This is a genomic window from Burkholderia sp. Nafp2/4-1b, from assembly GCF_003635165.1.
Taxonomy (GTDB): Bacteria; Pseudomonadota; Gammaproteobacteria; order Burkholderiales; family Burkholderiaceae; genus Burkholderia.
Map to the genome: position 1 here is coordinate 162,975 of NZ_ML058628.1, position 26,910 is coordinate 189,884.

Annotated in this window: 24 protein-coding genes; 11 read left to right on the forward strand and 13 right to left on the reverse strand. The window is 67.2% G+C overall.

Annotated elements, in window-relative coordinates; genetic code table 11:
- The first annotated feature begins 158 nt into the window (after positions 1-158).
- Complete coding sequence (gene arsC, locus C7H84_RS32865; RefSeq protein WP_121862755.1) at positions 159-515, forward strand: arsenate reductase (glutaredoxin); 357 nt, start codon at positions 159-161, stop codon at positions 513-515.
- A 170-nt stretch (positions 516-685) separates the two neighbouring features.
- Here the strand turns inward: arsC and C7H84_RS32870 are convergent, their stop codons facing one another.
- A complete protein-coding gene (locus tag C7H84_RS32870; protein ID WP_121862713.1) occupies positions 686-910 on the reverse strand; it encodes a zf-HC2 domain-containing protein in 225 nt (74 codons plus the stop codon).
- Entirely contained in the window at positions 891-1,487 is a 597-nt protein-coding gene (locus C7H84_RS32875) for an RNA polymerase factor sigma-70 (RefSeq protein ID WP_121862714.1), read from the reverse strand. Before C7H84_RS32875 ends, C7H84_RS32870 begins: the two co-directional genes overlap by 20 nt.
- 417 nt (positions 1,488-1,904) lie before the next feature.
- Between C7H84_RS32875 and C7H84_RS32880 the strand changes: the two genes are divergently transcribed.
- Positions 1,905-2,459: an NAD(P)H-dependent oxidoreductase gene (locus C7H84_RS32880; protein ID WP_121862715.1), complete on the forward strand. Its 555-nt coding sequence runs from the start codon at positions 1,905-1,907 to the stop codon at positions 2,457-2,459.
- A 57-nt stretch (positions 2,460-2,516) separates the two neighbouring features.
- Here C7H84_RS32880 and C7H84_RS32885 read toward each other — a convergent pair whose 3' ends face one another.
- Positions 2,517-4,763 (reverse strand): hybrid sensor histidine kinase/response regulator, encoded by a 2,247-nt coding sequence (locus C7H84_RS32885; protein WP_121862716.1) that lies wholly within the window; start codon positions 4,761-4,763, stop codon positions 2,517-2,519.
- Between the two features lie 468 nt (positions 4,764-5,231).
- Here C7H84_RS32885 and C7H84_RS32895 point away from each other — a divergent pair, with 468 nt between their 5' ends.
- The 3 genes from C7H84_RS32895 to C7H84_RS32905 are packed head-to-tail and all read left to right on the forward strand — an operon-like array spanning position 5,232 to position 7,178.
- The gene (locus C7H84_RS32895) at positions 5,232-5,600 is read left to right on the forward strand and encodes a response regulator (RefSeq protein WP_040138947.1); all 369 of its coding nucleotides are present in this window, start codon (positions 5,232-5,234) and stop codon (positions 5,598-5,600) included.
- The gene (locus C7H84_RS32900; protein WP_121862718.1) at positions 5,593-6,219 is read left to right on the forward strand and encodes a chemotaxis protein CheC; all 627 of its coding nucleotides are present in this window, start codon (positions 5,593-5,595) and stop codon (positions 6,217-6,219) included. The genes C7H84_RS32895 and C7H84_RS32900 overlap by 8 nt, the downstream gene beginning before the upstream one ends.
- Positions 6,216-7,178, forward strand: coding sequence for a diguanylate cyclase (locus tag C7H84_RS32905; RefSeq protein WP_121862719.1), 963 nt, complete (start codon positions 6,216-6,218; stop codon positions 7,176-7,178). The genes C7H84_RS32900 and C7H84_RS32905 overlap by 4 nt, the downstream gene beginning before the upstream one ends.
- Positions 7,179-7,233: 55 nt before the next feature.
- Here C7H84_RS32905 and C7H84_RS32910 read toward each other — a convergent pair whose 3' ends face one another.
- Entirely contained in the window at positions 7,234-8,118 is an 885-nt protein-coding gene (locus C7H84_RS32910; RefSeq protein ID WP_121862720.1) for an alpha/beta fold hydrolase, read from the reverse strand.
- A 217-nt stretch (positions 8,119-8,335) separates the two neighbouring features.
- Between C7H84_RS32910 and C7H84_RS32915 the strand changes: the two genes are divergently transcribed.
- The 5 genes from C7H84_RS32915 (at position 8,336) to C7H84_RS32940 (ending at position 13,733) form a co-directional block, all read left to right on the forward strand.
- Positions 8,336-8,668 (forward strand): hypothetical protein, encoded by a 333-nt coding sequence (locus tag C7H84_RS32915; protein ID WP_121862721.1) that lies wholly within the window; start codon positions 8,336-8,338, stop codon positions 8,666-8,668.
- Positions 8,669-8,926: 258 nt separating this feature from the next.
- A complete protein-coding gene (hpnD, locus tag C7H84_RS32925) occupies positions 8,927-9,775 on the forward strand; it encodes a presqualene diphosphate synthase HpnD (protein ID WP_121862722.1) in 849 nt (282 codons plus the stop codon).
- 4 nt (positions 9,776-9,779) lie between these two features.
- Positions 9,780-11,033 (forward strand): hydroxysqualene dehydroxylase HpnE, encoded by a 1,254-nt coding sequence (hpnE, locus tag C7H84_RS32930; RefSeq protein ID WP_121862723.1) that lies wholly within the window; start codon positions 9,780-9,782, stop codon positions 11,031-11,033.
- A 15-nt stretch (positions 11,034-11,048) separates the two neighbouring features.
- On the forward strand, positions 11,049-13,022 hold the full coding sequence (gene shc / locus C7H84_RS32935) for a squalene--hopene cyclase (protein ID WP_121862724.1): 1,974 nt from the start codon (positions 11,049-11,051) through the stop codon (positions 13,020-13,022).
- Positions 13,023-13,025: 3 nt separating this feature from the next.
- Positions 13,026-13,733, forward strand: coding sequence for a phosphorylase (locus C7H84_RS32940; protein WP_121862725.1), 708 nt, complete (start codon positions 13,026-13,028; stop codon positions 13,731-13,733).
- 120 nt (positions 13,734-13,853) lie between these two features.
- Here C7H84_RS32940 and C7H84_RS32945 read toward each other — a convergent pair whose 3' ends face one another.
- A complete protein-coding gene (locus C7H84_RS32945; RefSeq protein WP_121862726.1) occupies positions 13,854-14,867 on the reverse strand; it encodes a VacJ family lipoprotein in 1,014 nt (337 codons plus the stop codon).
- The gene (locus C7H84_RS32950) at positions 14,860-17,493 is read right to left on the reverse strand and encodes an MMPL family transporter (RefSeq protein WP_121862727.1); all 2,634 of its coding nucleotides are present in this window, start codon (positions 17,491-17,493) and stop codon (positions 14,860-14,862) included. Before C7H84_RS32950 ends, C7H84_RS32945 begins: the two co-directional genes overlap by 8 nt.
- Positions 17,494-17,820: 327 nt before the next feature.
- Between C7H84_RS32950 and C7H84_RS32955 the strand changes: the two genes are divergently transcribed.
- Positions 17,821-18,417 carry an ABC transporter substrate-binding protein gene (locus tag C7H84_RS32955; RefSeq protein ID WP_121862756.1) on the forward strand — a complete coding sequence of 199 codons (597 nt, stop codon included), beginning with the start codon at positions 17,821-17,823 and terminating at the stop codon, positions 18,415-18,417.
- 429 nt (positions 18,418-18,846) lie between these two features.
- Here the strand turns inward: C7H84_RS32955 and C7H84_RS32960 are convergent, their stop codons facing one another.
- The 7 genes from C7H84_RS32960 to C7H84_RS32990 all read right to left on the reverse strand — a co-directional run bounded on the left by C7H84_RS32960 (position 18,847) and on the right by C7H84_RS32990 (position 26,908).
- Positions 18,847-19,098, reverse strand: coding sequence for a hypothetical protein (locus C7H84_RS32960; protein ID WP_121862728.1), 252 nt, complete (start codon positions 19,096-19,098; stop codon positions 18,847-18,849).
- A complete protein-coding gene (locus C7H84_RS32965) occupies positions 19,095-19,688 on the reverse strand; it encodes a type VI secretion system amidase effector protein Tae4 (protein ID WP_121862729.1) in 594 nt (197 codons plus the stop codon). Before C7H84_RS32965 ends, C7H84_RS32960 begins: the two co-directional genes overlap by 4 nt.
- Positions 19,688-20,251: a PAAR domain-containing protein gene (locus C7H84_RS32970; protein WP_121862730.1), complete on the reverse strand. Its 564-nt coding sequence runs from the start codon at positions 20,249-20,251 to the stop codon at positions 19,688-19,690. Before C7H84_RS32970 ends, C7H84_RS32965 begins: the two co-directional genes overlap by 1 nt.
- A gap of 202 nt (positions 20,252-20,453) precedes the next feature.
- Positions 20,454-21,098 carry a response regulator transcription factor gene (locus tag C7H84_RS32975; protein ID WP_121862731.1) on the reverse strand — a complete coding sequence of 215 codons (645 nt, stop codon included), beginning with the start codon at positions 21,096-21,098 and terminating at the stop codon, positions 20,454-20,456.
- A 32-nt stretch (positions 21,099-21,130) separates the two neighbouring features.
- Positions 21,131-22,513, reverse strand: a complete 1,383-nt coding sequence (locus C7H84_RS32980; protein WP_121862757.1) for a cache domain-containing protein — start codon at positions 22,511-22,513, stop codon at positions 21,131-21,133.
- A gap of 118 nt (positions 22,514-22,631) precedes the next feature.
- Positions 22,632-24,194, reverse strand: coding sequence for a sensor domain-containing diguanylate cyclase (locus C7H84_RS32985; RefSeq protein ID WP_121862732.1), 1,563 nt, complete (start codon positions 24,192-24,194; stop codon positions 22,632-22,634).
- Between the two features lie 542 nt (positions 24,195-24,736).
- Positions 24,737-26,908, reverse strand: coding sequence for a malate synthase G (locus tag C7H84_RS32990; protein ID WP_121862733.1), 2,172 nt, complete (start codon positions 26,906-26,908; stop codon positions 24,737-24,739).
- Between the last annotated feature and the right edge of the window lie 2 nt (positions 26,909-26,910).

Consider the following 26,910-nt stretch of genomic DNA (forward strand, 5'->3'; position numbering starts at 1 on the left):
ACCGCACTCACCGCACTCACCGCGCGGCGATACCTTCGCAGCACCTCACGCACCATCCCCAGCCCGCAATTCCCCACCCGCCCACGCGCCAGTACCCGGCCGAAACCCCGCCACCCAGACTGGCTACAATACGGGCCTTTCCCATTCAGGTCCGAATGATGATCACGATCTACCACAACCCTCGCTGCTCGAAGTCCCGCGAGACGCTCGCACTGGTCGAAACGCTGAACACCACCGGCACGCCGGTGAACATCGTTGAATATCTGAAGACGCCGCCGACGGTCGAGGAACTGGAAGCGCTGCATCGCCAGCTCGGCCGCCCGGTGCGCGACATGCTCCGCGATGGCGAGGAGCCGTACAAGACGCTGGATCTCGCCCGTGCGAATCTGACCGATGCGGAGGCCTACGAGGCGATTGCCGCGCATCCGATTCTGCTGCAGCGTCCGATCGTCGTGTATCGAGGCAAGGCGGCGATCGGCCGGCCGCCCGAGTCGGTGCAGGTATTGTTCGAATAACAGTTGTCCGGCGTATTTTTCTTATTGCTTCGATCCGGCGCGAGCGTGCCGGATCGATTCGCCGAATTTGCGCTCCACCGCTGATCTCCCGTGCTGCCCGTACCAGCTGCCCGTACCAGCTGCCCGTCCCCCGCAACGCCTAACCCCGCACAGCACTACCACCCACCCACTCACCGCTGCCCGTCTCCCGACGACGACTCGTCCCCCTCCGCCGCCGCCCGCCCCGCCGCCGCATGCGCAGCGGTCCGCAGCAACGCGATCTGTCCGCGATACGCCCTGCAGCCGCTGCAAACCGGCAGGTGCACGCGCACCTGCATGCGCTCATGCAACGTCAACGACCGGTCGAGCGCATCCGACAACAGTCGCGTCACGTCCTTACATTTCCCCGGCAGCATCTTCGGTCGTCAGTCCTTTTTCGCTGAGGCAGGTGCGCAGGCGCGTGCGCGCCCGATACAGCAGCACGCTGCAATGATTGGTCGTCAACGTCAGTTCGCTGCAGATATCGGCGATTTCGACATCGAGGAATTCGCGCATCATGAACACGCGCCCGATGTGTTCGGGCAGATGGTCGAGGCAGACCTGGAACAGCGTCCAGAACTGCTGTTGCTGCAAGAGCGTTTCCGGGCGCGGCCACGGCCGCGGCTTCGTGTGCGCGGCCCAGTGTCCGTTGTCCTTGAACAGTTCGCGATCGAGCACAGCTTCACCGTCGAGCTCCGCATCGAACGCGGACAGGTTCACCGTCCGCTGCCGCGCGCGCAGCACGTCGATCAGCTTGTTGCGCAGGATGCCGAACACCCAGGTCTTGTGGGCGGAACGTCCGGCGAACTCTCCCGCATGCGACCACGCGCTGGTCAGCGCCTCCTGCACGGCGTCCTCGGCAGCGTCGGCATCGCGGAGTTGCAGGCGCGCAAAGCGCAGCAGATCGCGTCGCAATTGCGCGAGATAGGCGGGATCGTCGTACGCGGACAGCATGTTGGGTCGGAGGCCTTGTGAAGCGAAAAAGCGAAAAGCGAAAACGCGCGATCGCGATCGCATGCCGCGCCGCCGGGCAGGCGCAGCTCGGCATCGCGGTGTGCGAGCAGCTTACTGGGCGCGCCGTGACGCCGCAACGCTGCAACGCATGTTCCGTCACGAATTCATGAAGCGGGCCGGTACGCTGCGCTATGCTTGCCGGAACTCCGCATCGCACACAGCGAAAACAGGCCGCGGGCAGTTTGTAACATCAGACCATAACGATGAAGTTATCCACAATTTCTGTGGAAAACCTTGTGGAAAGTCGGCCGTTCGGCCCCGTGGGACGGCTCGCGGGCTGGCCTGCCTATAAACAGACCTTTGTCGCCTGTCCCGAAGCAATTTATTGGATTCCTCACCCACCGGAAGGAGAAAGCCATGCCCTATCGTGTTGCAGTCGTCGTCGGCAGCCTGCGTCGCGGTTCCTGGAACCGCGCGCTCGCGCACGCCGTGGTCTCGCTCGCGCCCGCCGATTTCTCGTTCGAATTCGTCGAGATCGGCGAACTGCCGCTGTACAGCCAGGACTACGATGCGGATTTTCCGGAAGTCGCGAAGCGCTTCAAGCAGTCGATCGAAGCCGCCGACGCGCTGCTGTTCGTCACGCCCGAATACAACCGCTCGATCCCGGGTGTGCTGAAGAACGCGCTCGACTGGGGCTCGCGTCCGTGGGGACACAATTCGTGGTCCGGCAAGCCGGGTGCTGTGCTCGGCACGTCGCCGGGCGCGGTCGGCACCGCGCTCGCGCAGCAGCACCTGCGCAACGTGCTCGCGTATCTCGACGTGAAGACGCTCGGCCAGCCGGAAATGTTCATCAAGCATGACCCGGCACGCATCGACGACGAAGGGCAGATCGTCAGCGAGGACACCCGCAAGTTCCTGCAGGGCTTCGTCGACCGCTACGTCGACTGGGTGCGCGTGCTGAAGTCGGCCTGATCGCCGTCCGCTTCCTGCTTTCCGCTGTCGGCGCCGGCCCGCGACGTGACCCGCGGGTCAGGCGCCGGCGTGCCGCGCGTCGCGCGCTTCGCGGATCCCGAGCAGGATCTCGTCGAGCAGCGCGATGTCGAACGGCTTCGACAGCACGCGCACGTTGACGGTACGCGTGCGGTCGAGCTCCTCCGCATAACCCGTGACCAGGATCACGGGCAGCTTCCCCGGGCGCTTGTCGATCGCTTCGGCGAGGTCGATGCCGTTCAGGCGGCCCGGCATGTGAATATCCGAGATCACCAGGTCGAACCCGTCGTTGGCGGCCGCGCCCTCGATCACGCGCAATGCGTCGTCGGCGGTGGGCACATAGGTGACGCGGTGCCCGAGGAGCGTGAGCAGCGCTTCGGTGCCGGCCGCGACTTCGCTGTTGTCTTCGACCAGCAGCACATGCAGGCCCGCGAGCGCGCCCGTGCCATGCGCAGAGGGTTGCGGCCGCGCGACGATGTCCTCGACGCGTGCGCGCGGCAGGTAGAGGCGCACCGACGTGCCTGCACCGACCGCGCTGTCGATCGTCGCGAGGCCGCCCGAACGCTCGCAGAACGCGAACACCTGCGGCAGCCCGAGCCCCGTGCCCATCCCCTGCGGCTTCGTCGTGAAGAGCGGCTCGAACGCACGCGCGAGCACGTCGGGCGCCATGCCCGAGCCCGTATCGTCGAGCGAGATCTGCACGAAGTCGCCGGTGAGCGGAAAGCCGTCCTCGCGGCGCAGCGTCACGTTGCGCGCGCTGACCGTGAAGCGGCCGCCGATCGCCATCGCATCGCGCGCGTTCACCGCGAGATTGATCACCGCGAGTTCGAGCTCCGCGACGTCGACCCGGATCGGCCACACGCCCGGCTCGATCGCGACGACCAACGATGACTTCGAGCTGAGCGACGTCTTCAGCAGTTCGCGGCACGTGCCGAGCCACTGGCCGATGTCGATCGTCTCGTTGTGCAGCGGCTGCTTGCGCGCGACGCCGAGCAACTGGCGCGTGAGCGACTGGCCGTTCTTCAGCGCGCGCTCGATCGCGCCGAGTTCCTTGTCGAGATGCTGGACGCCGCGGTGCCGCGCGATCTGCACGTTGCTCGAGATGATCATCAACAGGTTGTTGAAGTCGTGCGCGACGCTGCCGACCAGGTTGCCGAGCGCCTGCATCTTGCGCGACTGCCGGTATGCCGATTCGATCGAGCGCCGCATCGACGCCTCGGCCTGCCAGCGGTCCCACGCCGCCTCTTCCGCCTTCAGCCGTTTCAGCGACAGCCAGATCACCCACCACAGTACGACCGACGGCGCGAACATCGAGATGAACAGCACGCTCAGGTGTTCGACCCACGCGCGCCAGATCGCCGACGTGCGGTACGAGCAGGTCACGTACACCGGATAGCTGCCGACCTGGCGGTACGCAACGATCTCGCTGCTGCCACCCTCGTGATGCACGTGCACGACCCCCGCACGCGGATCGGTGCGCGCGTTGCCGAAGGTGGCCGCCGTGCGATCGGTGTGCGAGAGCGACGGCGGCGGCGGATACGACGCGATCACCGCGCCGTCGGAGCGCGCGAGCGCCATCGTCATCGGCGTGGACACGCCGCCGAGCAGGTCGCGATAAAACGCATTGAAGTACGACGACTTCAGCGCGATCGACACCATTCCGGCGAACGAACCGTCGCTATGACGTCGCGCGACGCCCGTGTTGAACACGGGGATGTTCTCGAGCTTGAGCGGCCCCATCATCAGCCGCGAGATGTGTTCGATGACCTTGCCGTCGCGAATGCCGGCGAAGTCGTCGCGGTTCGCGATCGACGCATACGGCGCCGGATAGTAGAGGCTGTTCGCGAGCAGCATCCCGCTCGCGCCGAAGATGGACACCGCCGCCACCTGCGGATAGCCGCCGCCGATCGTGTTCAGCGCGTCGTGAATGTCGGCCTCCTGGCGCCGCACGGCGGCGTCGTCCATGTCCTGCACGAGGTCGACGATGCGCGCGTCGAGCGTCTCGCTCAGGTCGAACACCTTGAGCGCATGTTCCTCGGCGACGCGCACGGTGCGCATCGTCACGTCGCTCGCCGCTGCTTCGCGCGCCTTCAGGTCGTTGTACGCCATGACCGACACATAGATGCACGGCAGCACGATCGCCGCGACCAGCAGCACGATCAGCGTCACGCGCCGCACCGCGAAATCGTGCTCGGGCGCGCCGGACGCATAGCTGCCGTCGTCGTGCCAGTCGTCGGCGGGCGAGGAGGCGGGGGGGCGGGAGTCGGCGGGACGTTCGGACGTCATTGAAGAAAGCGGGTCAGGCTGAGATGTTCAATCATAAACGAGTTGCGCGCGCCTACCGTACCTCGGCACGGTGGGTTACCTGACGATTCCGACAGGGGTAACGTGAAAGATTGAAAACGCTATGAATCCGGCAGCGCAAACGTACACAAAGAAAAATTTTGCGTGCTTATCTCGAAAATGGTCGTGGCTGTTTTCGGAATGCCGCATGATCCGATCGATTTTGTTCGAAATGGTGAAAATGGCGAGTTGCACCGCCTCCGGTTTACTCAGAGAATCGCGCCTTGCTTTCCCTATGACAGATATAAGCGCCCGCCGGCAGTTGCGGCGCGGTGTGTCGCGTGCGTCATGCCGCGGCGCCCGCGCGCGGCCGTACGGCGGTGGCCGCGTTTGATTGCGAGGCGCCCCTCAAGAAGCGCGCCGCGCTGTCGTTAACGCGAGAGAGACCATTCCGTATACCGCTTCGCCGCCATGCCTTTGCCGATCGTGATCGCCGACGACTCCTTGCTCGCTCGCAAGCTTCTGACAAAGGCGCTGCCGGGAGACTGGGACGTCGATGTCGCATATGCGGCGAATGGTCGCGAGGCCCTGGCGCTCTATCGTGACGGCAAAGCTTCCGTGATGTTTCTGGACCTGACGATGCCCGACATGAACGGCTATCAGGTTCTCGAGACACTGCGCCACGAAGATCTGAACACGTTCGTGATCGTGGTATCCGCCGATATTCAGCCGCAGGCGCAAGCACGCGTGCGCGAGTTGGGCGCGATCGCATTCGTAGCCAAGCCCGTGACGTCGGAGGCGTTGCTGCCCATTCTCAAGGAGTATGGGTTGTATGCCTGAATCGGTGTTCACGGCGGAGCAACGCGATGCGTTGCAGGAAATCGCCAACCTCGCAATGGGCCGCGCCGCCGCACGGCTCGCGCTGCTGCTCGGCCATTTCATCGAACTGTCGGTCCCGCGCGTGCGCGTCGTGAAGGCCGCCGATGCGGGCGACGCGCTGCGCGAGATGACGGGCATCCGCGAGAACGTCACGGCCGTGCGGCAGGGCTTCCGTTCCGACATCAAGGGCGAGGCCATCGTGCTGTGCCGCAGCGCGGGCGTCGCGCGGCTGATGTCGCTGATGGATCGCACGTTCGGCGACGGCGTATATGCCGGCATGGAGACGCAGGACGAAGTCGTGTTCGATGTCGCGAACGTGCTGATGAGCGCGTGCGTCGCGTCGATCCTCGACGAGCTCGGCCGCAAGCCGGTGTTCTTTCCGCCCGGGCTGCTCGGCGCGAACGTGTCGTTCGACGACGTGTTCGAGCCGAATGCGCTCGCGTGGAACGTCGCGCTGCTGCTCGAAGTGAACTTCGGACTCGAGGACCACGCGTTCCGCGCACATTTCGTCATGCTGATGGCCGAGGATTCGATCCGGTTGATGGGCGACGCGCTCGACGCGTTGCTGTCCGCGCTATGAATGCCATTACTACCGCCGCCCCCTCCGCCACCGCCGCGTCGCTGAGCGACCTCGTGATCGAGCGCGTGGGCTTCGGCCTGTTCGTGCTCGACCGCACGATGACCGTGTTGATGTGGAACCGCTTCATGCAGGACCACAGCGGCATCCCGGCCGACGACGTGATCGGCCGCAACCTGTTCGACTGCTTCCCGGAGCTGCCGCGCGCATGGCTCGAACGCAAGCTCGAGAGCGTGTTCCAGCTCGGCAGCTTCGCGTTCAGCTCGTGGGAGCAGCGGCCCTACCTGTTCCGCTTCGAGCACGACCGGCCGATCACAGGGGGCGTCGACTACATGCAGCAGGACTGCACGTTCATGCCGCTCACGCGCGGCCGCGAAGTCGAAGCCGTGTGCGTGACGATCTCGGATGTCACGCACGTGAGCGTGATGCAGCGCGAGCGCGAGGAGGCGGTCGCGAAGCTGCGCGAACACGCGAACCGCGACGGCCTCACGGGCATCGCGAACCGGCGTTTCTTCGAAGCCCGGCTCGGCGACGAGTTCGCGCGCTGGCAGCGCTACGGCGGCGACCTGTCGGTGCTGCTGTTCGATCTCGACCACTTCAAGACGATCAACGACCGGTACGGGCATGCGGTCGGCGATGCGGTGTTGCGCGAGACGGCGCGCCGCGTCGCGTCGATCGTGCGTGCGCAGGATACGTTCGGCCGCTTCGGCGGCGAGGAATTCGCGCTGCTGCTGCCGTGCACGAATCTCGACGAGGCAATGCTCGTGGCCGACAAGGTGCGCGATGCGATCGGCAGCACGCCGGTCGACGCGGAAGGCGTCAGCGTGCCGGTGACCGCGAGCGTCGGCGGCGCATGCGCGACGGCGGGCGTACCGGCGAGCGACGTACTCGTCAACGAGGCGGACACCGCGCTCTATCGCGCGAAGCGGCTCGGGCGCGATCGGTCGATCGCGTACGCGTAACCGCAACTGCTTCGTCACGGCCCGGCGCGTGCGATGCACACGCCGGGCACACCGTTCAGCTTTTCGCGATATCCGCGAGCACGCCGGCCAGCACGGCCGGCTGCGACATGAATGGCGAGTGGCTGCTGTCGAGCTGGTGCACGTGGGTCGGGTTGCCGGGCGTGAACGCGTCCGCTTCGTCGATGAAGCGCTGCTGCAGCGCGGGCAGGATCACGCGATCGGCGAGGCACTTGATGTAGTGACGGTCGATCGCGCCCCAGCGCGCGGCGGTCGTCGGAATCGCGGTCGCGAACGGCGCGGCCGGCACGTCGCAGGTCATCAGGTTCGTCACCGCTTCGAAGTCGGCCTGCGCCACGTCGTCGTACAGCGCACGCTTCGCGAGCTCGCGATACGCGGCGTCACCGCTGCGCGGATCGATCCTCAGTGCGCCGGCGACGCGCGGGCTCGCGAGCATCAGCGGGGCCAGCAGGTCGCCCTTGTTCTCGGGCGCACGCACGTAGTCGAGGCCCGGCGCGCCCGACGCGGGCATGAACGCCGCGAGATAGACGATCTTCGCGATCTTCTCCGGCGCGCGTTCCGCCGCGGCCGTGATCGCGAGGCCGCCCATGCTGTGTCCGACGAGCACGACCTTGCCGCGGCCGAGCGCGTACGCGTCGTCGACGGCCTGCATCACCTGCGTCGCGTAATCGTCGAGCGTGGTGTTCGCGACCGGCGATGGCTCGGCGCCGAACGCGTCCTTGTCGAGCGGCCGGGCGAGATAGGATGCGGGAAAGCGGGCATTGATGCCGTGCGCGGGCAGGTCGCGCGCGATCGACAGATAGCCGCGCGCAGCCAGCGCGGCCGCGACGTGCGCGTAGCACCACGCCCCGTGCCATGCGCCGTGCACCAGCACGAAGACGGGATGGTCGGATGGCGGGGCGGCGGTTACGTTCGTCTCCATGGTGTCCGTTTTTTCGAGAAGGATATTCATCTTAGACGAAGCCGGGCGGACGCAGCCGCGCGTGTCCTGGGTTGAACGCGCGGACAGGCTGTGCTTGCGTTTGAACCGAGTGTCGCGATGGTGCCCTTTTGTCTCGTACAGGCCACATTTCGTCCATATCTGATTTGATTTTGCGCCGAACCGCGCTAATTTGACGCTTTGCTCACGATGGCGCCCCATGAACGTCGATTACCTCTTCTACCGGCGGCCGGACAAACCCGGCCCCTATTCGCTCGACGATCTGGGCGACACCGCGCCGCCGATCGGCCCGAGCCACGTGGTGCGCGCGGGCATCGCGCGCGTGTTCGAGGAGATCGCGTGGCACGAGTCGTCCGACGTGCCGGGCGCGTGGTTCGGCACCGGCGGCCCGTCGTTCCAGTTCACGGCCGAGCCCGATGGGCGAGTGACGAGCTTCATGGGCTCGCGGCTCGAACGCCGCTCGATGCTGCAGCTGACCCGCGAAATGGGGCTCATCGCGCTCGATCTGCAGCGCGACATCGTCTACGGCTGACGGGCGGCGCGGCGCCGTTCCCCGCCAGGGCCGCCCCCACCCGCCCGCCACGCCCCAGGCGGCCCGCCGGGCGCACCGCGCGTCCGCCATCGGACTTCAAAGATTGCTATACTTTCGCCCAATTCCGGCTTCCGGCCGGTAATTTGTGCCTGTCTGCGTCGATCGTTCGCATATCTCGCACGCATTTGACGCCCTGACCAACCCAGCCGGGCATGGCTTCTTCAATCGCCCCGCGTGGGTGTCTCCGTGGAGCTCGTCTTGGCCGTTTCCAATCTCGTCGTGGACGAACAAGAAACCGACGCCGCTGCCGTCACATCGGGCAGTTCTTTCTATCTGGCAATGCGCATCCTGCCGGCGGTGCAGCGCGATGCGATGTTCCAGGTCTACGCGTTCTGCCGCGCGGTCGACGACATCGCCGACAGCGACCTGCCGCGCGCCGAGCGCCAGGCGGGCCTCGATCGCTGGCGCGCGGACATCGACGCGTGCTTTGCCGGCCACCCGCCGCGCCATCTGGTCGCGCTCGAGCGCGAGATCCGCGCGTTCGACCTGAAGCGCGAAGACTTCCACGCGATGATCGACGGGATGGCGATGGACGCCGCCGAAGACATCTGCGCGCCCGACGAACCGACGCTCGACCTGTTCTGCGATCGCGTCGCGAGCGCGGCCGGCCGTCTGTCGGTGAGGATTTTCGGGATCCCGGAAGCGGAAGGCATCAAGCTGTCGCACCACCTCGGCCGCGCATTGCAGCTGACGAACATCCTGCGCGACATCGACGACGACGCAGCGATCAACCGCTGCTATTTGCCGCGCGAGCTGCTCGCGCGCGAAGGCATCGCGATCACCGATCCGGCGACGATCGTGCGCGATCCGGCGCTGCCGCGCGTGTGCGCGACGCTCGTCGAACGCGCGCTCGCGCACTTCCGCGACGCGGACGCCGTGATGGACACCTGCACGCGTGCGCAGGTGAAGGCGCCGCGCATCATGTCGGGTGCGTATCGCTGCATTCTCGAAGCCGCGATCGCACGCGGTTTCGCCGCGCCGCGCGCGCCGCTGCGCAAGCCGAAGGCGCGCATGCTGATGATCGCCGCGCGCTACGCGCTGTTTTGAGCCGATGCCCAGAACCGTCCACGTGATCGGTGCAGGTCTCGCGGGCCTGTCGGCTGCCGTCGAGCTGCAACGCCGCGGCCGGCGCATCGTGCTGCACGACGCGCATGCGCATGCGGGCGGCCGCTGCCGCTCGTGGTTCGACGGGACGCTGAACACGACGCTCGATAGCGGCCTGCATCAGGTGTTCGCGGGGCAGCCCGCGACGCAGCGCTACCTGCGTACGATCGGCGCGGCCGATCAGCTTGCCGGGCCCGCGCTATCGGAATGTCCGGTGGTCGACGTCGCGTCGCAGCAGCGCTGGACGCTGCGCTTCGGTAACGGACGCTGGCCGTCGTGGCTGTTCGACGCCGCGTCGCGCGCGCCGGGCACCACGCCGCTCGACTATCTCGCGCTGGCGTCGCTCGTGTTCGCGCGCACGGGCCGCTCACTCGCACAGACGATGCGATGCGACGGCGTGCTATGGGATCGTTGGCTGCGGCCGTATTTCCTCGGCGTGCTGAATGTCGAGCCGCGCCACGCGAGCGCCGAGCTCGCGCGTGCGGCGCTGTGCGGCACGTTTGCGGCGGGCGGCCCGGGCTGCCGCCCGCTCGTCGCGCGTCACGGGCTCGGCAGCGCCTTCGTCGAACCGGCGCTGCGGATGCTGCAGCATGGCGGCGCGCAGATCCAGTTGAACTCGCGGCTCGATGCGTTCGAATTCGGCGCGCACGGCAACGCGGTCGATGCGATCACCGTCGGCGGCGAGCGCGTCGATCTCGCGCCGGGCGATGCGGTCGTGCTGGCCGTGCCGCCCGAGGTCGCGCAGCCGCTCGTCCCGGATCTCCCCGCGCCCGACACGTTCGGCGCGGTCGTGACCGCGTATTTCACGGCCGATGCTCCGGCCGGCAGCCCGCTGCAGACGACCGTCGTCAACGGCGTCGTCGACGCGGTGCGTACCGGCAGCGGCCTGCTCGCCGCGACGATCCGCGACGCGGGCCGCTGGCTCGACCTGCCGCACAATGTGCTCGCGCAGCGCATCTGGGCAGACGTCGCGCGCGTGACCGGCGCGAACCCGGAAACCATCCCCGCGTGGCAGCTCGTCGTCGAGCCGCGCGCGGGTTTTGCGGCGGTGCCGTCGCAGGAAATGAAACGTCCGGCCGTGCGTACGCGCTGGACCAACCTCGTGCTGGCAGGCGACTGGATTGCCACCGGCCTGCCCGCCACGATCGAGGGCGCGATCCGTTCCGGCCAGCTGGCCGCGGACGTGCTCCAGACACAGTAAGCAACAGAGGGACCGATGAACGATCTCACCGAAATGGCCACCCTGTCCGCCGGCACCGTGCCGGCCGGGCTCGACGCGGCCGTCGCGAGCGCCACCGATGCGCTGCTGGCCGCGCAGAACGCGGACGGACACTGGGTCTACGAACTCGAGGCCGATTCGACGATTCCCGCCGAATACGTGCTGCTCGTCCACTATCTCGGCGAGACGCCGAACCTCGAGCTCGAACGGAAGATCGGCAAGTATCTGCGCCGCATCCAGCAGGCCGACGGCGGCTGGCCGCTGTTCACCGACGGCGCGCCGAACATCAGCGCGAGCGTGAAGGCGTACTTCGCGCTGAAGGTGATCGGCGACGACGAGAACGCCGAGCACATGCAGCGCGCGCGCAAGGCCATCCACGCGATGGGCGGCGCCGAGATGTCGAACGTGTTCACGCGCATCCAGCTCGCGCTGTACGGTGCGATTCCGTGGCGCGCGGTGCCGATGATGCCGGTCGAGATCATGCTGCTGCCGCAGTGGTTCCCGTTCCACCTGTCGAAGGTGTCGTACTGGGCGCGTACCGTGATCGTGCCGCTGCTGGTGCTGAACGCAAAGCGTCCGCTCGCGAAGAACCCGCGCGGCGTGCGGATCGACGAACTGTTCATCGACCCGCCCGTCAACGCCGGGCTGCTGCCGCGCCAGGGCCACCAGAGCGCCGGCTGGTTCGCGTTCTTCCGCGTGGTCGATCATGCGCTGCGCGCGGTCGATGGCCTGTTCCCGAGCTACACGCGCGAACGCGCGATCCGCCAGGCCGTGTCGTTCGTCGACGAGCGCCTGAACGGCGAGGACGGCCTCGGCGCGATCTATCCGGCGATGGCCAACGCGGTGATGATGTACGACGTGCTCGGCTATGCGGAAGATCATCCGAACCGCGCGATCGCGCGCAAGTCGATCGAGAAGCTGCTGGTCGTGCATGAGGACGAAGCGTATTGCCAGCCGTGCCTGTCGCCGGTATGGGACACGTCGCTTGTCGCGCATGCGTTGCTCGAAACCGGCGATGCGCGTGCCGAAGAAGCCGTGCTGCGCGGCCTCGACTGGCTGCGCCCGCTGCAGATCCTCGACGTGCGCGGCGACTGGATCTCGCGCCGCCCGCACGTGCGGCCCGGCGGCTGGGCGTTCCAGTACGCGAACGCGCACTACCCTGACGTCGACGATACGGCCGTGGTCGTGATGGCGATGGACCGCGCGCAGAAGCTCAAGCAATCGGACACGTATCGCGAATCGATGGCGCGCGCACGCGAATGGGTCGTCGGCATGCAGAGCAGCGACGGCGGCTGGGGCGCGTTCGAACCGGAAAACACGCAGTACTACCTGAACAACATCCCGTTCTCCGATCACGGTGCGCTGCTCGATCCGCCGACTTCCGACGTGTCGGGCCGCTGCCTGTCGATGCTGTCGCAGCTCGGCGAGACGCCGCTGAACAGCGAGCCCGCCCGCCGTGCGCTCGACTACATGCTGAAGGAGCAGGAGCCGGACGGCAGCTGGTACGGCCGCTGGGGGATGAACTACGTGTACGGCACGTGGACCGCGCTGTGCTCGCTGAACGCGGCCGGGCTGACGCCGGACGATCCGCGCATGAAGCGCGGCGCGCAGTGGCTGCTGTCGATCCAGAACAAGGACGGCGGCTGGGGCGAGGACGGCGACAGCTACAAGCTGAACTACCGCGGCTTCGAGCAGGCGCCGAGCACCGCGTCGCAGACCGCCTGGGCGCTGCTTGGCCTGATGGCGGCCGGCGAGGTGAACAACCCGGCCGTTGCGCGCGGTATCGACTACCTGATCGCGCAGCAGAACGAAGAAGGCCTGTGGGACGAGACGCGCTTCACGGCGACCGGCTTCCCGCGCGTGTTCTATCTGCGCTATCACGGCTATCGCAAGTTCTTCCCGCTGTGGGCGCTCGCCCGCTATCGCAACCTGAAGCGCGCCAATGCAACGCGCGTGACGGTCGGGATGTAACGCGTGGCATCGACGCAGCACAACGGCACGTTGCCCGTCATCGCCGTCACGGGGATGGCGTTCGAGGCGCGCATCGCGCGCGGTCACGGCGTCGAGGCCGTGTTCGCCGCGCGGGCCGACCGGCTCGAGCGCGCGCTGGCCGAAGCGACCGCGCGCGGTTGCGCGGGCATCGTGAGCTTCGGCACGGCGGGCGGGCTCGCGCCCGATCTCGCGCCCGGCGCGCTCGTGATCGCGGATGCGATCGACGGGCCGTTCGGCCGTGTGCAGACCGATCCGGGCTGGAGTGCCCGGCTCGTCGCCGCGCTGCACGACACGCCGGTATGGGCGCGCGTCACGCGCGGCACGATGGCGGCGGTCGGCGCGCCGGTGGTCAGCGAGCAGGACAAGGCGTCGCTGCATCGCGCGAAGGGCGCGCTCGCCGTCGACATGGAATCGCATATCGCCGCGGCCTTCGCCGCGTCGCGCGGCGTGCCGTTTGCGGTGTGCCGCGCAATCGTCGACCCGGCGTGGCGCACGCTGCCGCGTGCGGCGACGGCCGGCCTGCGCGACGACGGCAGCACGGCCATCCTGCCGATCCTGCGCGAACTGCTGAAGCAGCCGTCGCAGCTCGGCCCGCTGCTGCAGGTGGCAGGCGATGCGCGTGCGGCGCGCACGACGCTGATCCAGGCGCGGCACGCGTTCGAGCGTGCGGGCGCGATGCGGATCGTCTGAGCGGCGTTCGCCGCGTTTCGTTTCTCCCCTCTCCCTTCCTCTTTTCCTTTTCCGTACGCGCAAAAAAAGAGCGCTGCATGATGCAGCGCTCTTTGGCTCGCCGGCGGATTCCGTACCGCGTTACTGCGCGGCCGGCGTGCTCGCGGGCATTGTCGGCATCGCCGGCGCGATCGGCGCGCCGTTGGCGGCCGGCGCGGTGGTCGCTCCCGACGCCGCTGCCGGTGCAGGCGCCGATGCAGCCGCCGGAGCCGCAGCAGGCGCGCTCGCGGGCGTCGCGCTGTCCGCACCCGGATCGTCATACTGCGGCAAGCCCGGTGCGGCCGGCGCGTTGCTCGGCGCGGCACCGTCGCCCGGATCCTCGTAGTTCGGCAAGCCGCCCGGCATGGCGGGTACCGCGCCCGGCACCGCGCCCGCTTCGCCCGGTTCGGCGTAGTTCGGCGGCGCGGCCGATGCCGACTGGCCGTGATACGTCAGCGACTTGCGCTGCTGAAGGTACGCATCGCGCACGAACGAATACGGATCGAGCGCCGCCTGCTTCAGCAGATCGGTCGCGCCGAGCAGGTCCGAACGCGCGCTGATGAACTGCGCGATGTACATCGGATTGCGCACGGCCGGCTCGATGTAGTTGAGCAGGTTGAAGCGGACGTCCACCGCGCGGCCGACGCCGTCGCGGATCGTGCTCGGCCCGAACACCGGCAGCACGAGGTACGGGCCGGACGGCATGCCCCAGCGTGCCATCGTCAGCCCGAAATCCTGGTGATGCTTCGGCAGGCCGGCCGGCGTCGCGATGTCGATCAGGCCGGCGACGCCGAACAGCGAGTTCATCGTCACGCGCATCAGATCCTGCGTCGCATCGGTGATGCGCAGCTGCAACAGGTTGTTCGCCATGTTGCCGAGATCGCCGAGGTTCGAGAAGAAGTTGCTGATCGCGGTACGCACGGGCGTGGGCGTGACCTTCTGGTAACCCTTCGCGATCGGCTGGGCGATGTTCGTGTCGACCGTGTCGTTGAACTTGTACATCGCCCGGTTCATCGGCTCGAGCGGGTCGTTGGGGTTGCGGTTCGGGCCCGTCGCACAGCCGCTCAGCACTGCGCTGGCAGCGACGGTCGCCGCAATGATTCGCACCTTATTCATTGTTTCCTTGCGATTGGTTCTTGGCGCGTCCGACGCGCGGTTTGCCCATCAGGACGGGCTGAAACACCACGGCGCCGATCAGGGTGCAGGTCAACGCGAGCGCGAGCAGCTTGCCCATGCTCGACGTGCCCGGATGATGCGACAGCCACAGGCTGCCGAAGGCGGTTGCCGTCGTCGCGGCGCTGAACAGCACCGCGTGCGTGAGGCTCGAATGCAGCAGGCCGGTCTGCCCGGCGCGCCACGCCATCACGAAGTACACCTTGAACGCGACGCCGACGCCGAGCATCAGCGGCAGCGCGATGATGTTCGCGAAGTTCAGCGACATGCCGAGCACGACGCACATCTCGAGCGTGACGAGCCCCGACACGAGCAGCGGCACCAGCGTGCGCAGCACGTCGCCGAAGCGGCGCAGCGTGATCCACAGCAGGATCGTGATCGAGATGATCGACCACAGCGCCGCGTGCAGGAATGCGTTGATGATCGTATCGGCCGAATGCAGGATCGAGATCGGGCCGCCGGTCGCACCCGGCTCCGCGGCTTTCACGGCCTTTGCGAAGCGGCGCAGCATCGTGTCGTCGCCCGGGTCGACGCCCTTCGGCACCTTCGGCGAAATCTGCACGAGCGCGTGGCCGTCCGGTGCGATCCAGTCGCGCACGATTTGCGGCGGCAGCGATTCGCGCGTGACGTCCTGCGGCTGCAGCAGCGTCGCGAGCTGGTTGAGCGCGATGCGCAGCGTGTCGGAGAACGCGCGTTCTGCACGGTCGCGCGTCGCGCTGTCGGCGGCGGCGAGCTTCGCGAGCGATGCCGACAGATGCTGCGCGGCGGCCGCGCCCGCGCCCGGGTGATCTTCCGCCGCGTAGCTCAGCAGGTCCGACACGCGCTTGAGTGCGGCGACGCGTTGCGCGTCGGTCGCGGCCGGCGCGGCCGGCTGCGTCAGCGCGGGCAGCAGCTCGCTCGCGGCCGCGGCGATCGCCGCGCGCTTGGCCGGCTGGTCGGCGGGGACGAAGGTCGTGAGCGTCGTCGTGCGGCCGACTTCCGGCAGCGCGTCGAGGCGCTTCGCGGCCGCGTCGGCGTCGGCGAGCGACGGCGCGAGCAGCGTGACGTCGTTGACGGCAGCTTCCGGCGAATCCTTCAGCGCGAGCAGCGTCGCCATCGATTCGCTGTGCGGATCCTTCAGGTGCAGCGGATTGAAGTCGAAGCGCAGGAACATGAGCAGCGGCAGCGCGCCGATCACGACCGCGAGCGTGCCGATCAGGATCGGCTTGCGGTGGCGATCGAGGAAGTCGTCGACCGGCGCGAGCCACGGAAAGCCCGGCGTCTTCGATTCGCCCGGCGGCGCGAACAGGCGCAGCAATGCGGGCAGCAGCGTGAGCGTGGTCAGCAGCGCGACGAACATCCCGACGCCCGCGATCAGGCCGAGCTCGGACACGCCGCGATACGCCGTCGGGATGAACGAGAAGAAGCTGGCCGCGACGGCGGCGGTCGCGAGCGCGAGCGGCATGCCCATCGAATGGGCGGCGCCGATCAGCGCGTGATCGATGCGCGGATCGCGGAAGCGTTCCTCGCGGTACTTCACGCCGTACTGGATCGAGAAGTCGACGCCGAGACCGACGAACAGCACCATGAACGCGACCGAGATCATGTTCAGCGAACCGACCATCGCGAGGCCGAGCGCCGCGGTGACGACGAGGCCGACGAACAGCGTGACGAGCACCGAGCCGATCATCCGCTTCGAGCGCAGCGCGAGCCACAGGATCACGAGCACGGCGAGCAGCGTGAGCACGCCGTTGAGCGCGGCGCCGTCTTCCACGGACGCGAATTCGTCGTCGGCGAGCGGCTGTTCGCCGGTCAGGCGCACGATCGCACCGTAGCGCTGCTCGAGGCCGAGCGCCTGCGCGGTATCGCGGATCACCTGCGTCGCTTCCGCGCCGGCCTTCAGCGCGCCGTAGTTCACGACCGGCTGCACGGTGACGAACGCGCGTGCGGGCTGGCGCGCGGCATCGCTGTCGACCAGCCCGCGCCACGAGAACGCGGCCGGCTTGCCGGCCAGCACGTCGTCGACCGTCGCGGCGCTGCGTGCGAGCAGCTTCGCCAATGCGGGCAGCTTCACCTGGCCGGTCAGGAGCGGCTGGCCGAGCGTGGTGGACAGCGTGGTCGCGAGACCGGTCAGGCTCGGGTTCTTCGCGAGTTCGTTGACGAGCGGACGCGCGCTCGCGAGCTGGGCCGTCGTATCCGACACTTGCTGCGGCGACAGGAACAGCAGCCCGTTGTGCTCGAAGAACGGGCCGCCGCCCGGTTCGGCGACCTGACCGATGCGGCCGGCGTCGGTCTGCTTCTGCAGCGCTTCGGTGAGCGCGTGCGCGGCGGCCGTCGCGAATTCGGGCGCGGGCGCCTCGACGACCGCGAGGATCGTGCCGTTGCGTTGCGGGAAGGCCTTGTCGACGGCCTTGCTGAGCGCGGCCCATTGCGGCTCGGCGTCGACGAGCCTGCTGATGTCCGTGTTGATCTTGAAGTGCTGCGCGACATAGACGCCGCTGAGGGCGGCGATGACGAGCGACAGCACGACGACCCAGACGGGGCGGCGTACCGACCATGCGACGAGTCGGACGATGAGAGATGTCACCATGTGGCGGTGGGAAGGGGCTGGCAAGGACAAGGGAACGAGTATACCGGCGCAACGTGGCGGCGGTCGCGACGTTGGAACGATATGGGGCGGGAAGGATATTTGCTCCGCCGCACAGAATGGGGTGCGGACGGGCCCGCGACTTGTAAGCGGATATTTACATAATCGATCGGAATCGCTCTGCAGCGGGCCCTGTGACAAAAGGGGCTCAAAGGTAACAGTCGGTCACCGCGCGGCAGGCGGGCGTCCGGGCCGCTATACTTCGACCCACCGGCCGATGCGATCGATGCAATGCGCCGGCCGTTTTTTCTCATCGAGTGCGATATCCGTATGAAACGTCATCTGTTTGCTTTCGTCGCGGCGGCCGCCGTGTCGGTTTCCGCTTTCGCGCAGAGCGCGCCGGTCGACATCGTGCGCAATGCGGTCGAAGGCACCGTGACCGCGATGAAGGCCGATCCGGGTGCGCGCGGCGGCGACATGGCAAAAGTCACGCAAGTCGTCGAGCAGCGCTTCCTGCCCGCAACGAACTTCGAGCGCACGACGCGCATCGCGGTCGGCGATGCCTGGAAGCAGGCGACGCCGCAACAGCAGCAGGAGCTGTACAAGCAGTTCAAGCTGCTGATGACGCGTACCTATGCCGCGTCGCTCGCGCAGCTCGGCAGCCAGGACGCGAAGTTCTCGTTCAAGGCCGGCGGTGCGTCGGGCGCCGATGCGCTGGTGCAGTCGACGGTCACGACGCCGGGCGACAGCCAGTCGGTCGGCTATCGGCTCGGCAAGGTCGGCAGCGACTGGAAAATCTACGATATCGACATGTCAGGCGCGTGGCTGATCCAGGTCTACCAGGGCCAGTTCAAGAGCCAGCTCGCGTCGGGCGGCATCGACGGGCTGATCTCGTATCTGCAGAAGCACAATTCGCGGACGAATTGAGCGTCGGGAAGTCTGTTGTTCAGCGTGCATAAAGAGCGCCCTCGGGCGCTCTTTTTTGTTCGCAGGTAGAGGGCACCCGCGACCGCGCGATGGTGACTCAGCGCATCACATACGAAGCAAGAAAAAACAGCATTGTTGGCATAGCCAACTTGGCCAGCGTGCAGAGTACCGTTTGCGGTGTTGCGCGTCGGCGTCCGATACGCCATCCCGCGAACGCAAACCCAAGTGATGGCCCGAGCAGAAATACGATTAGCAGAGCGGCAAGTGGCCACGGCGGTGAGCAAAGATCGATCTCAGAGCAACCATCCCCGCCCCAAGGCAGTCGCAAGCCGATATGAATGCCCCAATCGATTCGGCTTCCGATCCAGCATGCAAGCCAAGTCGTGATCAGGCCAGCGATCCAGTACACGAGCGAAAATCCGACACGCCTCATTTTGAGTTGTCCGTCGGGCGGTTAGCGGATTTCCTGCGAATCACGACGGTCGCGCCGGCCGTCGCGAGAATGGCAATCAGCCCGCCCCAGCCGACGAAAAACAGATTCGCGATCTCGGGGTTCGTATCGAAAAGGCTTCCCTCGCCGCGCAGGACGAATACGCCGTAAACGGTGAGCGCCCCCCAGCAGATTATCGTCGCCAGCACCGCGCCGACGAATGCAGCTGCTATTGCAGTCGCGAGTTTCATTTGACGGGAAAGAACAAGATGGTTTTCGAATTCCGGAAGTCCGACCAGATGCCCGGTATGACTATATTCCATGAAATCCGTACGCCCGATCCGAAGCCGGTAAGTTTGCTTCCGTTCCACAGGTCGACGTGACCGCCGCTCATGTCGCCTGATGAATCGCCGTCCTGCAGCCAATAGCCGTCGAAGAATATGATTCCGGTCCGGCCGGATACCTTGCTCGCCCAATCCGGTCCCGTAATGTTCTCGGGAGCCAGAACGCCCGCGATCGGCCGCAGCTTCAACCACTCGGCGAACTCGTATGCACGTGTGGCGGTCGGCTTGCCGTCGAGCAAAAGACGGCCTAGCGTCGGTTTGCCTGGCATTGGCCGAATGCGCGTCTGCGAAAACGACTTCATGGCGATGCCGATCTTATGGAGTGTCACGCTCATCCGGATCGCACACTGGTTCTTGTACTGTCCGTTCGGATCGTCGAACGGGTTGCCGTGCGCGTAGTTGTTCCACAGCTCGGAAAACGTCACCGACTTCAGCTCGACTTCCTTGTACGAGTTCCGCGCGGCGGTGGTCCTCACGACTGTTTTTCCATTCGGCATTAGGCGTCTCCGTTCGATCTCGCGAGCGCTTCGTCGCCCCAATAGACCGTGTATTCGTCCTTGTCGCTTGTATGGATGCGCGGCAGGCATCCGGTGGTGTCAAGCCGGCCCGAGAGGACGCGGCCGTCCGAGGTTTCGATGATGTACGGATAGTCGGGAGAGGCGCCGCTTCCGACGGCGCGAACGCATTCGTCGTAGATCCCTGTGATCACGGTCGGGACATCGCCTTCCCGATTCTTTCCGGAGGCAATGGCGCCCGCCGTTTCGGCTTCGTCGTCGCACCATGAGTTGCCGGAGAGGAGCGCGACGATGCGTGGCGGTTTCGCGCATCGACATTCAACGATGTCGCCGTCGGCCGCCGTCTCGCCCATGAATTCGATGCGCTTCGGTCCGCCGGTCTTGGTGATTCGGCCGGTGCTTTCACATGCTTCGCAGAAAGCGAGGCCACCGATCAGCGCAACCTGGCGGCCGGCGTCTCCGAACGTGAATATCGGCCCTGCATAGGGAAGGATGTGTCCCCCGGTTTCCAGCTTGTCGCCGACGACGGCGATGCGGCGCATCATGACTTCGCTCCTCGGTCAGGTCACCGTTGTCTCCGGTGATGCCGGCGGCCGCGTGACGCGTTCACGCGCACGTCATGCGAATCACGAGCACGGTGCTCGGTCCGGCAAGCGAAAGGATTCCATTGCCCTCGCGGTGAGGTCGATTGGACAAGTATGAAATTGGAAGACGAATTGCGCGTGAGGCGGGCACCCGGTTGCCGCCCTACCGCCGCCGATGCTCGACCGCGAACTTGATCAGCTCGGCCTGCCCTTCGATGTCGAGCTTGCGCTTCAGGTTGAGCCGATGCGTTTCCACCGTGCGCACCGACAGCCCCGTCTGCTGCGCGATCTGCTTGCTCGACAGCCCCTCGGCCAGCGCATCGAGGATGTCGCGCTCGCGCGGCGTCAAACGGTCGAGCGGCGACGCCATCGCGCTCGCCTGGATCATTCGCGCGGCGAGCCCTTCGCTGAAGAACGTCTGACCAGCCAGCACCGCGCCGATCGCGCGCACGATCTCGCTCGCCGGGGAATCCTTCAGCAGATAACCGCTCGCACCCGCGCGCACGGCCTGCGTCACGTATTCGATGTTGTCGTGCATCGACAGCATCAGCACGCGAATCGCCGGAAAGCGTTCATGGAACACGCCGGCGAGCGTGATGCCGTTCATCCCGTTCATGCCGACGTCCATCAGCGCGAGATCGGGCTCGAGCGACGCGGCGAGCGCGAGCGCCTCGTCCGCGTTGCCGGCTTCGCCGACCACGGACAGGTCGGCCGCCTCGAGCCGCATCCGCAAGCCGTCGCGCACCAGCGGGTGATCGTCGACGAGCAGCAGTCGGGCAGCAGGCCGGGCGGTGTCGGGGGCGCTCATGGGCAAAGGTCTCCGGTCAGGGTGGCGCGTCGTCAGGCGGCGCCGCGCAGCGGCACGCGCGCGGCCACGACGGTGTGGCCGACCTGCGACGTGATCGTCAGCGCGCCGCCGAGCGCATCGAGGCGCTCGCGCATGTTGCGCAGCCCGATCCCGCGGCGCGCATCGGTCTGCGTACGCTCGGCATCGAAGCCGCAGCCGTTGTCGGCGATGGTCAGCGTGACGGAATGTGCGCCGACGTCGAGCGTGACGGCCGCGCGCGACGCACGCGCATGATGCACGATGTTGCTGAGCGCTTCCTGCGCGATCCGGAACAGCGCGGTGTTGACCGGCGCCGGCAACGGCCGCGCGCCGCTGTGCGCGACCTGCGTATAGCCGATGTCGATGCCGCTTTCCGCACCGAGCTCGCGCACGAGCTGTTCGAGCGCGGCCGCGAGGCCAAGGTCGTCGAGCATTGCCGGGCGCAGCGCATGCGAGATGCGCCGCACCTCGCGCAGCGTGTCGCCGAGGCGCCCGACACCCGACGCGAGGGCCTGCTCGGCTTCGGGCATGCGCGCGGTGCCGCGCTCGAAACGCGCGAGCGCGGATTCGAGCATCAGCTTCGCGGACACCATCATCTGGCTGATCCCGTCGTGCAGTTCGCGCGACAGCCGCTCGCGCTCCTGCTCCTGCGATTCGACGACGCGCTGGGCGAGCTGCTTGAGCTTCGCGTCCGCGCTGCGCGACTCGCTGACGTTCAGCACCAGTGCGCAGACGGCGATCACGGCCGCTCCGGTCAGCGCGATCGCGGTGAGCCAGCTCATCGTGCGCTCGATGTTCGCGGACGCGCGCGCGTCGATGCGCTGCAATGCGTTGTCGACGTCGTCGAGATAGATGCCGGTGCCGACCATCCAGCCCCAGCGCTCGAGCGCGACGACGTAGCCGAGCTTCGGCGCGGCCTTGCCCGTCGACGGACGCTGCCACGTATAGCGCACGTAGCCGCCGCCGTGCGTCGCGGCGCCGATCAGCTGCTGGATCGTCAGCGCGCCCTGCGGATCGCGCATCGACCAGAAGTTGTGGCCGACGCGCTCGGGCTCGCGCGGATGCATCAGCGCATTGCCGTGCAGGTCGTACACGAAGAAATAGCCGTCGGGGCCGAAGTCCATCTTCTGCAGCATCGCGAGCGCCTGCGTGCGCAGCATGCCCTCGTCGCGCGCATTGCGGCCGCTCGCGTCGTACAGCGGCATGATCGCGCTGGTCGCGAGCTCGACGTAGTGCTTGAGCTCGACTTCCTTGCTCGACAGATACGCGGCCTGGATCGTCGCGTGCTGCGTGCGCGCGAGCGACGTCGCCTGCTGGCGCACGCCGAAGCCGATGCCGGCGATCGCGAGCAGGAACGGCACGATGGCCAGCAGGAAGATCTTTGCCTTGAGTCTCATGGTGGTGCGAAGCGGGCGCGCGCCGGCGCGGCGAGCCGACATTGTCGGCGATTTTGCCTGCGGACGACGTCGGTGTGGCGGTGCGGCAGCCGGACGGCCTGCCGGCGCCCGCATCGGCTCACGCGCGCCGCGGCGTGCGATCGGCGAACGGGACCGTCAGCACGGCGATCTGGTTGCGCCCGCTTTCCTTCGCGCGGTACAGCGCGTCGTCGGCGAGCTTCAGCGCGGCCTGGATGCTGTCGTCGCGTTCCGGATAGCAGGTGGTCACGCCGATGCTCGCGGTCAGGCGGCCGGACGCGCCGGCGTCGTGCCGGATGCCGAGATCGAGAATGCCGGAGCGGATCGCTTCGGCGATCGTCACGGCGCCGTCCGTGTCGACGTCGGGCAGCACGACGACGAACTCCTCGCCGCCGTAGCGGGCCGCATAGTCGGCCGGACGACGCAGGCAACCGGCGATGCAGCGGCCGACCGCGGCGAGCGCATCGTCGCCGGCCTGGTGGCCCTGCGTGTCGTTGTAGCGCTTGAAGTGATCGACGTCGACGAACAGCAGCGACAGCGCGTGCTGCGAGCGCGCCGCGCGCCGCCATTCGCGCGCGAGCGTCACGTCGAGCATCCGGCGGTTGTCGAGGCCGGTCAGGCCGTCGGTGCGCGCCAGCGCCTGCAGCTCGGTTTCCGCGCGGTGTCGCTTGCGCAGTTGCACGTCGAGCAGCAGCGACAGCGCGACGAAGCCGAGCGCGAGCACGGCCATCGCCGAGCCGATCGGGATCGCGCGGTCGTACCACGCGGCATAGGTATCCGCTTCCGAGCGCGCGACCATGATGATCAGCGGCAGGTTCTCGAGGTGCCGGAACACGTACAGGCGCCGCACGCCGTCGATCGACGCGGTATCGGCGAAGCTGCCTTCGTTCGCGGTCATGAAATGCCGGAACGTGCTGGCCTTGCTGATGTTGCGCCCGACGATCGCCGGATCGTACGGTTGGCGCGCGAGCATCAGGCCTTTCGTGTTGATCAGCGCCATCGATCCGCGATCGCCGAGCGAGAGGCGCGAGAACAGGTTCTGGAAGTATTCGAGGCGGATCGACATCACCGCGACGCCGCCGAACGAACCGTCGGGCCGCGTGATCCGCCGGCTCAGCGCGACGCTCGGCGAGCCGCCGCGCAGCCGCGAACGGTACGGATCGCTGACGTACAGGCCGACGTCCGGATGGTCGCGGTGCACGGTGAAATAGGGTTCGTTGCCGAAATTGGCCTTGCGCGGCACGTCGCTCTTGCCGTCGACCGTGATGTCGCCGTTCGGGCCGAGCACGTAGATGCCGCCGAGATACCTGGCCGACGTCGCGCGATCGAACAGCACCTGGCGACGCAGCGCCATCGGCAGCGCGGTGACGGCCGGATCGTTCGCGCCGTCGACGACGGCCTGCAGTGACAGCGCATAGAACTCGATGTTGCGCTCGATGTCCCATGACGCCATCAGCGCGATGTTCTGCTGTGTGGTGCGCGCACGGTCGCGCGCGTCGATGCGGGCTTCGTACAGCACGATGCCGCACAGCAGCAACAGGAGCAGACCGATCAGCAGCCCAGAATAAAAGATCAGGTGCGGCAGCAGGAGCCGGCGCAGTTGCGCGGCGATACGGCTCGTCCGGCCGGATTCGCTGGGCATTGCGTAGTCGGTTTCTGCCATGGTCCGTGGATCGATGGGCATCGCCGTCGGGCGGCAGGCGATGCAATTGTTCGTATGATTCGCTGTCGGCAATCCTTTTATGCGGCTCTCGGTGCGCATTGCGCCCGACCGACCCGAAGAGCCGGTCGCCGATTATCGAGGGCCCCGGCTGGATAAATCCCTCGATCAGCGTTGCACCGGCAAGACCTGCCGCGATTCGACGATCCGACGAATCGGGCGGCACGAATGGGTCCGAGTATAACGCGCGCCTTCGCACGCGAGAAAAATGTTGCGGCCGCTTGATCCGGATCAAATTTTCGCGACCGCCGAAACTTGCGCAGCGTTGCGGCACAAGGCTTTGCGGTGGGGCTCGAGCGGCATGCTTGGCACGAACGCGGACTTTCGCGTTTTATCGGACTGCCCACCCGGAATCCGAACTCGCGCGATACGGGCCGATTATCTGTTTCAACGTTCGCCGAAATCCGCATATGAAAACGGGCCGCCGCGATGGCCGCCCGTTTCGTGAAACCGCTTGCGGGAAACCCCACCCCGCGTGCGAACGCTTACGCGCCGTGCTGCGCCTTGAACGCGAGCCGGAACCGATGCAGCAGCGGTTCGGTATAGCCGCTCGGCTGCGCCGTGCCCTGCAGCGCCAGTGCGCAGGCCGCCTTGAACGCGGTCGACTGGTCGTAGCCGGGCGCCATCGGGCGATAGTTGGGGTCGCCCGCGTTCTGCTGGTCGACGACGCGCGCCATCCGCTTGAACACGTCGAGCACGAACGCCTCGGTGATCACGCCGTGGCGCAGCCAGTTCGCGATGTGCTGGCTCGAGATGCGCAGCGTCGCGCGGTCTTCCATCAGGCCGACGTCGTGGATGTCGGGTACCTTCGAGCAGCCGACGCCCTGTTCGACCCAGCGCACGACGTAACCGAGAATGCCCTGCGCGTTGTTCTCGACTTCGCTCAGGATCTCGGCCTCGCTCCACTCGGCGCGCTCGACCACCGGCACGGTCAGCAGCCCTTCGAGCAGCACGTCGCGCTCGCTCGCGTACGGCGTCTTCTCGAGTTCCTGCTGGACGGCCTGCACGTCGACGAGGTGGTAGTGCAGCGCGTGCAGCGTCGCGGCGGTCGGCGACGGCACCCATGCGGTGTTCGCGCCGGCGCGCGGATGCGCGATCTTCTGCTCGAGCATCGCATGCATCAGGTCCGGCATCGCCCACATGCCCTTGCCGATCTGTGCGCGACCGCGCAGCCCGGCCGACAGGCCCGCGAGCACGTTGTTGCGCTCGTACGACTGGATCCACGCCGACGACTTCATGTCGCCCTTGCGGATCATCGGGCCCGCTTCCATCGCGGTGTGCATCTCGTCGCCGGTGCGGTCGAGGAAGCCGGTGTTGATGAACGCGACGCGCGCGGCAGCCGCTGCGATACAGGCGGCGAGGTTCACGCTGGTGCGGCGCTCCTCGTCCATGATGCCCATCTTCAGCGTGTTGCGCGGTAGGTTGTACAGGTCTTCGATGCGCGCGAACAGCGTGTCGGCGAACGCGACTTCGACCGGGCCGTGCATCTTCGGCTTCACGATGTAGATCGAACCCGTGCGCGAGTTGCGCTTGGCCTTCAGGTCGTGCAGCGAACACAGCGTCGTGACGACGCCGTCGAGGATCCCTTCCGGAATCTCGTTGCCGTCGCGGTCGAGCACCGCGCCGTTGGTCATCAGGTGGCCGACGTTGCGCACGAACAGCAGCGAGCGGCCGTGCAGCGACAGCGTGCCGCCGGCCGGCGTCGTGTATTCGCGATCGGCGTTCAGGCGGCGCGTGAAGGTCTTGCCACCCTTCGCGACTTCCTCGACCAGCGTGCCCTGCATCAGGCCGAGCCAGTTGCGGTAGAGCTGGACCTTGTCGTCGGCGTCGACCGCCGCGACCGAATCCTCGCAGTCGATGATCGTGCTGACCGCGGCTTCGAGCACGACGTCCTTCACGTTCGCGAGATCGGCGCGGCCGATGGGGGTCGACGCGTCGATCTGGATCTCGACGTGCAGGCCGTTGTGCTTCAGCAGGATCGCGGACGGCGCGTCGGCCGACCCCTGGTAGCCGACGAATTGCGCGGGCTGCGCGAGGTGCACGACGCCCTTGCCGGTTTCGACGGCGAGCTGGCCGTCCTGCACGCGGTAGCGCAGCGCGTCGCGGTGCGAGCCGCTCGCGAGCGGCGCCGCGTTGTCGAGCACGCCGCGCGCGTAGTCGATCACGCGCTGGCCGCGTGTCGGGTTGTAGGCCGACGTGCGTTCGGCGCCGCCGTCTTCCGGCAGCGCATCGGTGCCGTACAGCGCGTCGTACAGGCTGCCCCAGCGGGCGTTCGCTGCGTTCAGCGCATAGCGCGCGTTCGACAGCGGCACGACGAGCTGCGGGCCGGCCTGCGTCGCGATCTCGCTGTCGACGTTCGCGGTGGCTGCCGCGACGTTCGACGGGGCCGGCACGAGGTAGCCGATTTGTTCGAGGAACGCGCGATACGCGGCGTGGTCGCGCACCGGACCGGGGTGCGCACGGTGCCATGCGTCGAGTTCCTGCTGCAGGCGGTCGCGTTCCGCGAGCAGTTCGCGGTTGCGCGGCGCGAGCTCGTGCACCAGGGCGGAGAAACCGCTCCAGAACGCGGCCTTGTCGATGCCGGTGCCCGGCAGTGCTTCGTTTTCAATGAACTGGCTCAGCGCTGGCGCGACTTGCAGTCCTGCTTGGTCGATCATCG